The 8,793-nt window shown below is 70.0% G+C and carries 10 protein-coding genes and 1 pseudogene; 8 read left to right on the top strand and 3 right to left on the bottom strand.

What is annotated here, in order from left to right; translation table 11 throughout:
- The 7 genes and pseudogenes from ACFWP7_RS31820 to ACFWP7_RS31850 form a co-directional block, all read left to right on the top strand.
- Positions 1–361, top strand: a pseudogene (locus ACFWP7_RS31820) (DNA polymerase III subunit beta); the annotation flags it as partial.
- Between the two features lie 19 nt (positions 362–380).
- Positions 381–554 (top strand): hypothetical protein, encoded by a 174-nt coding sequence (locus ACFWP7_RS31825; protein WP_384388430.1) that lies wholly within the window; start codon positions 381–383, stop codon positions 552–554.
- 38 nt (positions 555–592) lie between these two features.
- Positions 593–838, top strand: coding sequence for a hypothetical protein (locus ACFWP7_RS31830; RefSeq protein WP_384388433.1), 246 nt, complete (start codon positions 593–595; stop codon positions 836–838).
- Positions 839–947: 109 nt separating this feature from the next.
- Positions 948–1,316 (top strand): hypothetical protein, encoded by a 369-nt coding sequence (locus tag ACFWP7_RS31835; RefSeq protein ID WP_384388436.1) that lies wholly within the window; start codon positions 948–950, stop codon positions 1,314–1,316.
- A gap of 4 nt (positions 1,317–1,320) precedes the next feature.
- The gene (locus ACFWP7_RS31840; RefSeq protein ID WP_384388439.1) at positions 1,321–1,791 is read left to right on the top strand and encodes a hypothetical protein; all 471 of its coding nucleotides are present in this window, start codon (positions 1,321–1,323) and stop codon (positions 1,789–1,791) included.
- A gap of 489 nt (positions 1,792–2,280) precedes the next feature.
- Positions 2,281–3,213 carry a ParA family protein gene (locus ACFWP7_RS31845; protein WP_384388442.1) on the top strand — a complete coding sequence of 311 codons (933 nt, stop codon included), beginning with the start codon at positions 2,281–2,283 and terminating at the stop codon, positions 3,211–3,213.
- Positions 3,213–4,148 (top strand): hypothetical protein, encoded by a 936-nt coding sequence (locus ACFWP7_RS31850; protein WP_384388445.1) that lies wholly within the window; start codon positions 3,213–3,215, stop codon positions 4,146–4,148. Before ACFWP7_RS31845 ends, ACFWP7_RS31850 begins: the two co-directional genes overlap by 1 nt.
- A 104-nt stretch (positions 4,149–4,252) precedes the next feature.
- Here the strand turns inward: ACFWP7_RS31850 and ACFWP7_RS31855 are convergent, their stop codons facing one another.
- Positions 4,253–4,474, bottom strand: coding sequence for a hypothetical protein (locus tag ACFWP7_RS31855; RefSeq protein ID WP_384388449.1), 222 nt, complete (start codon positions 4,472–4,474; stop codon positions 4,253–4,255).
- A 28-nt stretch (positions 4,475–4,502) separates the two neighbouring features.
- Complete coding sequence (locus tag ACFWP7_RS31860) at positions 4,503–4,853, bottom strand: hypothetical protein (RefSeq protein ID WP_384388452.1); 351 nt, start codon at positions 4,851–4,853, stop codon at positions 4,503–4,505.
- Between the two features lie 295 nt (positions 4,854–5,148).
- Between ACFWP7_RS31860 and mobF the strand changes: the two genes are divergently transcribed.
- Positions 5,149–7,119: a MobF family relaxase gene (mobF, locus tag ACFWP7_RS31865; protein WP_384388455.1), complete on the top strand. Its 1,971-nt coding sequence runs from the start codon at positions 5,149–5,151 to the stop codon at positions 7,117–7,119.
- A gap of 456 nt (positions 7,120–7,575) precedes the next feature.
- Here mobF and ACFWP7_RS31870 read toward each other — a convergent pair whose 3' ends face one another.
- Positions 7,576–8,001, bottom strand: a complete 426-nt coding sequence (locus ACFWP7_RS31870) for a hypothetical protein (protein WP_384388458.1) — start codon at positions 7,999–8,001, stop codon at positions 7,576–7,578.
- Between the last annotated feature and the right edge of the window lie 792 nt (positions 8,002–8,793).

The raw sequence follows: 8,793 nt of genomic DNA on the forward strand, positions 1-8,793 counted from the left end.
CGCGTACAGCGCCACCGTGGAGATCGCCGCCCTCAAAGCGGCCGCCCAGCGCGTCGCCCTGGTCTCCACCAAGAAGGAATCCCCGATCAAGCTGACGTTCTCCGCTGACGGCACCCTCGTCCTGGAGGGCGGCACCAGCGACGACGCCCAGGCCGTCGACAACGTGGCCGTCGACCTCGAAGGCGACGAGCTCACGATCGCCTTCAACCCCAGCTTCCTCATCGAGGGACTCAACGCCCTGAGTGCCGAGTTCGTCCAGTTCCAGTTCACCTCTGCCACCAAGCCCGCCGTGCTGCGCGGCGCTGGCAGCGACGACCTGGCGCTGCGCTACCTCCTCATGCCGATCCGCCTGACCGCCTGACCCACTCGGAGGCGTTCCGATGCCCGACACCCCGCGCACGGTCCTGGAACGGTTCCCCGCGGGCGGGCCCCGCGGCTCGTGGCCGGCGGAAGAGTTCGCCGCCGCCCAGCGCGTCCAGGGCCAGCCCGCCCAGGTCGTCATGGACCTCCCCTCGGACACCTTCCTCGTGGTGACCGACACCCCCACCGACTGATCCGAACCCACCCACCCCCGCACACAGGAAGGCCGCCCGTGCGCATCAAGGTCTCGATCAACCCGCTCCACCCCGACGGCACCGTCTGCACCCACGCGATCAAGCCCTCCGGAAAGCCCCGCGACCCCGACTCCGGCTGCACCGGCCGCAGGAACTACCAGGTCGTGTGCAGCGAGCACGGCGACGTCGGCGAACCCCACGGCCTGCGCGTCCTCGCCGAACCCGCCCAGAGCGCGCACCGCGACGAACACAAGAAGGCCCTCGCCGCCACCCCCACCGCCTGACCCTCGCTCAACCCACAACGCCCGGGGCGGCCGTCGACGCCTGGTCCGGCCGCCCCGGCGCCCCACCCGCACCACGAAGGGAACCCGTGGAACCGATCAAGTTGCCCTCGTGACGGCCCGCTTTCGCCGCTGCGGGCACGGGACCGGCCCCCTCCACCCCGGCGACCAAAAGGCCGTCGCGGAGTTCACCGCCCTGCTCGCCGCGAGGAAACAGCCGGCCCCCTGGACCGGCCGCGGTGACGCCGCCGTACGGATCGGCGAGCGGGGCCTCGAACGCGGACGGCCGCTCCCCGAGCAGCATCCGGACGCCGACCCCGTCGCCCTGGTCCTCATCCACCCCGACACCGAAACCGCCCTCACCGGCACGCTCCACTGCGCCAGATCCCGGATCCACGGCGCATGGATCGACCCCTACCGGCTCCTCACCCACGCCCTCGCCGGACAGACCATCGACCCCGACCTCACCCTGGAGGCATGACTCCGTGCAGCAGATCCGCCGCACCGCCGCCCTGGCCGCCACCGCCCTGACCGTCGTCCTCACGCTCACCGCGTGCGGCGCGTCGACGCAGTCCCCGTCCCATCACGACAGCCGCATGAAGAAGGCCGCGGGCATCGGCTCCCTGTCCATCATCTGCAACAAGGACGTCTGGGAGATCACTCGCCCGGACGGGCTGAAGAAGGTCGCAGCCACCCCCGCCGACGGCCCGCGCGGACAGCGCGGCATGGTCCGCGTCACGCTCACCGGCACCCAGCTCGTCACGTACCTCGATCAGCTGGACCAGGACGCTCACCCCGGCTGGATGGGCCCTGACCTCCCCGACCAGCAGGCCATCTCCGGCCGGGTCTACGACGCACTCGCCCCCGCCATCGACAAGGCCACCACGGCGCGCTCCACCGCCGACCCCGCCCCCGAGATACTCATCGACGACACCCTCTCCACCAAGGCACCCTGACCACGAAGCGGCCCCCCGCTCCCGGAATCGTCCGGGAGCGGGGGGCCGCTTTTTTGCGTTCGCGAGCCGTCAGGCCGCCGCCGACTCCGACGCGGACGACTTGATCTCCACCTCTATCCGACCGCGTTCGTCGTTCTCGGACACCAGAGGTGGTCCCGGCTCATCCGGTCTTCGCCCCGCACGCCGAGCCCGGTGCCATCCCGATCACCGTCATGAGCCACCCCGTCGCCAGGTCGACCGCATCAGCGATCCCCAGCCGTGCCCGCAACCTGGGCTCCCTGACGGCAGCGCCCGCCTCTGATGTTTCCGAGGTTCGAGAAGCGTCAACTCCGCGCTGCCTTCCACTCGATGGATCATGCGCCCAGACGCCGACTCCCCAATTGGGGAGTGATGCCCGCTTGCCAGTCCTGCCAAGGGTTTCGGGTGTGCCAAGATGCCTGTGCCGCGCACGGTGCGGCCCACGCATGAGTAACGAGGAAGGGCACCCCCGTGCTGAACCAGAGCGCAGCGCAGCCGATCGAACCTCCTGAGGGAAGTACCGCCGTCGGCACGGGAAAGGGCGGCGTCGGCAAGAGCACCGTGGCCGCGCACCTCGCCGGTGAATCGGCGGCTGCCGGAAACCGGACCCTCCTCATCTGCGTGACCGGGCAGGACGACGATGACCTCGGCATCAAGCGGTTCAACCGCGGCATCCACCCGGAGGGTCCTTCCGTCATAGACGGTGAGGGTCTCTACAGCGCCATCCACGACCGCACACCGCTCCGGCCGATCCGTGAAGTACGCCCGAACCTGGACGTGATGCCGGGCGGGCCCAAGGTCGGCGAGATCGACGGACTCCTGATGCTGCGCACGCTCCAGGAAGGCGCGGGCGTCGTCATGTCCCTCGCCCAGGCGCTGGCCCCGATCGCGCCACTCTACGACCGCGTCATCTTCGACAGCGCCCCGGAGAAGGACTCTCTGGAGCAGCTGGTGCTGGCCGCCGCGCAATACCTCATCGTGCCGACCCGCTCCGACGATTCCTCGGTCCGAGGCATGGAGCGCATCAGCAAGAACTTCAAGCTTGTGAAGAGCCAGGTGAACCCCCGCCTGCAGATGGCCGGCGCCTTCCTCTACGGCTCGAACCGCGCCGCGACCTTGATGCACGCCGCTGTCTTCGACGACATCCGCAAGGCTCTGGGCGAAGGCACCCCGATCCTGAACACGATCGTGGGCTACCGAGAGGTCCCCGCCCGCAACGCCCGCAAGAAGGGACTGCTGTTCGGCGAGTACGCCGACCTGCTCCCGACGACCGCGACGCCGTACGACGTGAAGGCCGGCCGGGCCACCTCGGCTGACGTCGTCCCGGACACGGTCATCCCGCTGGCCAAAGAGATGCGGGAGCTGAACCAGGAAATCTTCGACCACACCAGGAGGATGGCCTGATGGGCCTGTTCGACGTCGACGAAGAAGCCCAGCAAGGCCAGGGCGCGGGAGGTCTCTTCAGCGGAGGCCTGGCCGCAGCAGCCAGCACGGCGAGCGTCGTGGTCAAGCCACTGCCCGGCACCGCCCTCTCCTTGATCCCCGCGCCGTACCAGCCCCACGGCGAGGACGAACTCTCCGACCAGGAGAAGCAGGACCTCGAAGCCTGCAAGGCCGGGGTGGACAACCTCCGCAACGCCTTCTGGATCGCCGGGAAGTCGTTCGAGACCCTGAGCACGGCGAAGCTGCACCGCGAAGAGAACCCGAACTTCGCTGAGTGGGTCTGGATCAACTGGGAGGTCTCCGAGTCCCAGCTGTACCGGCTCATCGACGAATGGCGCGTCGGCGAGGCGCTCGCCAACCTCGGACACAAGCCGCTGGAGTCACAGGTCCGCAAGCTGGTCGAAGTACGCCGCCAGACCAGCGACAAGATCGCCATCACGGTCTACGACACCATCGCCCGATGCGTACCCCGGGTCACGGGCCAGATCGTCGAAAGGGTGGTGGACAGGCTCGGCTTCCTGCCGAAGGACGCGAACGCCGCCGACGTCGGCCGCCGCGTGCGTGAGCTCCTGAACACCACAGAGGAGCTGTCCGACGACACGGGCAAGGACGACGACGTCCCCGACATCAGCTCTCTCGGGAAGGACTCCCCAAATGGGGAGTCGAGCCCGGCGGCCAGTAATAGCAAGGCCGACACCCTCGCGACGAAGGACATCGAGCGCCTGGAAGCCGCGCTCGCGTCCCTCCAGGAGGCAGCGAAGAAGGTGAACAAGGCGGCGGTGCGGCGGGCAGTTGAAGGGCAGCCGGACGTCGCAGTCCCGCTCATCCAGGAGATCGGGTCGACTCTCCAGCAGATCGACAGGGCCGTGGCGATCAGGCTCCCGAAGCCGGAGTAGCCCGCATCGCAGCGAAGAACCGAGGGCCGGTTTCCCAAACTTGGGAAACCGGCCCTCGGTCGTATTGGTGCCGCAGGGCCGTCAGGAGTCGGGCGGCCGCTCGGTCACTCCTGGAACTCCTTGCTCTTCACGCCGTAGAACGTGGGCTTCGCGGGGCGGACCGTGGACTGTTCCAGCGTGTCGGCGAGCGGGGCGAACGTCTCGCTGCGCCGGACGACGTTGAGGAACTTGCCCAGCGCATCCTTGTCCTCCCATAGCTCAGACACGGTGCTGAAGATCAACGACTTCAGATGTTCCAACTCGGTCCCGGCCTCGTTCGCTGCCACGCTGTGTCCCCTCCTGGTCATCGGAAGATCAGCCAACCAACCGGCGACCCGAGCCCGCAAGACGGCCTTCGGCCAGGGGCCGGTCCAGGATGCTGTGGGTCCCAATCCGGTGCCACACGATGTGACGGGCCCCGGCGAACACCTCCCGGCCGTACGACCACGTCGCGCGCCCGTCCGGCGCCCAGGTGAGCTCGTAGACGCCCGGAGCGCAGCGGACGCCCTTGATCCGTAACCCGGGGCGGAACTGGCCGAACTGGCGGCCGGGACGCAGGTCGGGCACGAAGGCGTCCAGGACGACCCGGCGGAAGCGCCGGCGCTGGGCGGGAGTGAGGTGCTGGAGGTCGGCGGTGAAGCGGGGGAGGGTCTCGAAGGTGGGCATGGTGGTCTCCTCCGGGCAGCACGACGAAGCCCCCGACGGGTGCCGGGGGCCGCTGTAGGCGGTGCTCGTTGGTGGTGCGCGTTCCTTGGCGCTCGGTAGTGCTCAGTGGTGCTTGTTGGTGTCGTCCGGGTCGTGATGTGAGGGCTGCCGGAGAGCGATGACATTTACTTCCAGCCCGGGGCCGCTTCCCGCCTGGCGGGCACCTGAGGAGAAAGTTCGGCCGCTCCTCCCGCCTGGCGGGACGTACCGCTGATCGGCCTTTTCTTGCAGGTCAGAGCCGTGTGGCGTGGTCTGCATGACAGTGGATATCAGGATCGTCCGAGCCGGTCAGATGTACCGGTACTACCTGCGCGAGACCGTTGTCGGTGACGGTCGGCGCCCGGCCCGCACGCCGCTGCGCGAGGCCCAGGAGCAAGCCGGGGTCCCGGTCGGGCGATGGATGGGGCGCGGCCTGGCCGTGCTCGGACTGGCGCCGGGCGAGGAAGTCACCGAGGCGCAGCTGCGGAACTTGTTCGGCGAGCGGGGCCGGCACCCGTACGCGGACCGGATCGAGGCCGACCTGCTCGCCAAGGGCGCGTCCCCGAAGAAGGCGTTCAAGGCCGGCGCCCTCGGTCGCCGGGTGACGGTTACCGGTGTCGACTTCGTCTTCCGGCCGCAGCCGACGATCTACCTCCTGTGGGCGCTGGGGGATGAGGAGACCCGGCGGGTGATCGAGGCCGCGCACGAGCGCGCGATCGAGCGGGTGCTGGAGTGGATCGAGGACGAGGTGGCGGTGATCCGCTACGGCAAGGACGGCATCTACCGGGTGCGGCCGCCCGGCGGTCTGGTCGCCGCGCGCTTCCGCCACTACGAGGCACGCTCGGGCATGCCCTTGCTCCATGACCATCTGCTTCTGTCCGTGAAGGGGCAGCGCCTGGACGGGAAGTGGGGGTCGATCCACACCCTGGCCTTGCACGAGAACACCGTGGCCGCCTCTGCGCTCTACAACGAGCTCGTTGCCGCTGAGGTCTGCGAGGTGCTGGAGCTGGCGACCGAGCCGCGCATCGTCACTGCCGGGCGTCGGCCCGTGATGGAGATTGCCGGGGTGCCGCACGAGCTGATCCGCTGGACCGCCCGGCGCAGCGACCAGATCGCCGCCTGCCTCGAGGACCTGGAGCACGAGTACGTCACCGCCGTCGACGACGACGGTGAGCTGAAGTTCCTGCCCGTGGTCTCCGAACGGGCCCGCGCCAAGCTGAACGGGATGGCCGCCCGCAAGACCCGCCCGCCCAAGAAGAAGACCCAGCCCCTCGCGCAGCTGCGCAAGGAGTGGAAGAAGAGCGCGATCCGCACCTCCGGGGTGGCCGTCGACATCATCAACTCCCTCCTCGAGTACGCCCGCGCCGCAGCGGTGGCGATCCGGGCCCGGGTCGCCACCGTGGTCGACGTCGCCCTGGCGGCCGTCGACGTCACCGCGACCGTGTTCGTGATGAACGAAGGCGGCCGTTTCCACCGCCGGCACCTGCTCGCCGAAGCCCGACGCCACCTCGCCCTCGTCCTGCGCGGCCGCCGCCGCGACCCCGGCCTGGACGACCAGATCGTGGCCGCCGCCATCTCCACCCACTGCCTGGACATCAGCGAACCGAAGACCGTGCGCGGCCTGGAGGCCGACTACCGCCTCTACACCGCCCGGTGGGACCTGTCCGACCTCCCCGCCCGGCGCCGCCCACCCACACCCGCCCCCGGCCCGGACCGGCAACCCCCGGCCGATCCCGGCGAGCCGGCTGCGCCCCGGCCCCCGGACCAGAAAGCGGGGGAGTGGGAAATACCCCGCCTCCCGCCGCAGTACGAGCGAGCTGCCCTCGCCGGCGCGGTAGTCCGGGAGAAGCTGCGCACCACCACCGCCACCCGCGTGCGGGGCCGGGCGTACGACGTCGTCGCGCACCAGCAGGCGGCGATGCCCGAGCAGCTGCTCGCACCCCCGGCCGCCGACCCCGAGCACGACGACCAGGACCCGGAGGTCGGACGCCAGGAGGCGATCGACCTGACGGCGTTGCGGGCCCTACGGGAGTCCCGCACCGACGTGGAAGCCCTCGATCTCACAGCCGAGCGACTGCGCCACCTCGGGGCCGCCTTCACCGCGGCGGCCGACCGAGCCCGCGCCACCATGGACCGCTACGCCGAACAGGACGATGCCGATGGAGCGCGCCCGGTGCGCCAGGACGACCAGCAGGCGCACCGCCCGCAGGAGCCCGGACCGCACCGCGGCCGCGAGGCCGGCCACTGAGTGGACCCGATGCCGCGCACCCGATGACGTGGTGCGCACCGACGATGCCCGGCATCCACTCCACTGAGTGGAGTCCACCGGCCGGAGTGGGCGACATCGTGTGGGAGTGGGCGACATCGGCGGGGGCGATGCTGTGCATCCACCCGGTGCGCGCCCGCCGCGTTTCTCCTTGACCTCCACTCAGGTCAAGGAGAAGCGCGCCGTCCTCAACCGGCCCACTCCACCGCAGCGACCCCACCCGGTGCGCACCACTCCCGCGCTGCCGGCCGCACCGATGCGTACCGAGTGGATGCGCACCACCGCACCAGGTGCGCATCCACCCGCACGGTGGTGCGGTTACCGGTGCGTTCGATGCGCACCGGATCGGATGGCGGTGCGCACTACACGGTGGTGGTGCGCCGCGCGGTGGGCATCGGTGCGCACGGCGGCGCGCCAATGGTGCGCACAGCCCAGGGGCTACGCCGCGCGGGCCCGCTCCAGGTGCTCGGTGCGCATCGTCTTCAGAGTGTCGACGGTGTCCTCGCCTTCCTGCCGGAGGACGTTCTCGGTGAACCGGATGATGGTGTTGGCGATGCCCCAGATCGAGCTGGGGACGCACTCACGCGTCCACTCCTCCAGCGCGGCCAGCAGGACGCCCCCGACCTCGTCCAGGGCGAAGGAGTCCGCGCACGGATCGGCATCGGGCGCCAGGTCCGTGACGGGGAGGATGACGTCCTCAGCCAGCCGCAGCAGGAGGACGGTCGGTGCCGGAACGGCTTTCGTTCGATCGATGACGGTGGCAAGGGCGTGCTCGCTGTGGTCCTGAATCGCCAGGAGGTATTCGAAGGCGAGCTCCACCTCTTCGGGGGTCAGCGGCGTGCGGGGCTGCTCCAGGTGCGGCATTCGGATCTCCTCAACAGGCTGCCGCCGTGCCGATCACGGCGACTGACCTGATGCTCAGGCCGCGCCCCTGTGGATAAAGTCCGGAGATTTCTCCCCCGTCACTAAACCGGGGCGAACTGGTGCTGTAGGGGTTGAAGCGGGCCCCCTTGTCGAGTCCGGTCGGCCCGACCATGACCCCTTGGCGAGTCGTGGTCGGGCCGGCCACGTACCCCTTGTCCGATTCGGCGCGGGCCGCCAAGGGGTGGCGTTTCTCCTAGACCGACCTCGCTACCGGCCGTGAACAGGTCGAGGACAAGGGGCGGTTGTTCACGATGGCGGCACGCGCCCGCAGGAGGGGCATGCAGCGGCCACCGCGCCATCGGGGCGGCTCTGCTCCCACGGGCGCGCCACCGGCTGTCACCGGGCCGGTGGAGTACGCCAACGCACAAGGGAGAGACCCGGGATGATGACCGACCACCGGCACCCGCCGTACCCTGACCGCACCGCCGACCGGCGCGCCGCACGCCCAGCGCCTGGAGGGCTGGTCGGCCGGGCAGGCCGCCGTAACCTCCTGCCGCCGGCGCTTGCGATCCCACTGCCGTACCCACTTCCGTGCCTGACACCTGCGCGGACCGCATTTGCCCTGCACACCACGGCTTTCCGGTGCCTCGGCACATCGTCACAACCCTCTTCTCTCCTCCTCTCACTGACCAAGCCCTGGGAAATAGGTGGGGGTGGGGTGTCAGTGGTGGAGGCGATCATCGGGTTCAGGGCGCGCCTGGTGCCCTCTGCGGCCGGGCGGGGCCGGCGCCC

Origin of the sequence: Streptomyces sp. NPDC058470 (assembly GCF_042721055.1) — a bacterium.
Classification (GTDB): domain Bacteria; phylum Actinomycetota; class Actinomycetes; order Streptomycetales; family Streptomycetaceae; genus Streptomyces.

What these genes read in the sequence shown, in the direction of transcription:
- ACFWP7_RS31870 (WP_384388458.1), bottom strand. Translation starts at nt 8,001, where the DNA reads ATGCCGCACCTGGAGCAGCCCCGCACGCCGCTGACCCCCGAAGAGGTG.
- ACFWP7_RS31825 (WP_384388430.1), top strand. Translation starts at nt 381, where the DNA reads ATGCCCGACACCCCGCGCACGGTCCTGGAACGGTTCCCCGCGGGCGGG.
- mobF (WP_384388455.1), top strand. Translation starts at nt 5,149, where the DNA reads ATGACAGTGGATATCAGGATCGTCCGAGCCGGTCAGATGTACCGGTAC.
- ACFWP7_RS31860 (WP_384388452.1), bottom strand. Translation starts at nt 4,853, where the DNA reads ATGCCCACCTTCGAGACCCTCCCCCGCTTCACCGCCGACCTCCAGCAC.
- ACFWP7_RS31850 (WP_384388445.1), top strand. Translation starts at nt 3,213, where the DNA reads ATGGGCCTGTTCGACGTCGACGAAGAAGCCCAGCAAGGCCAGGGCGCG.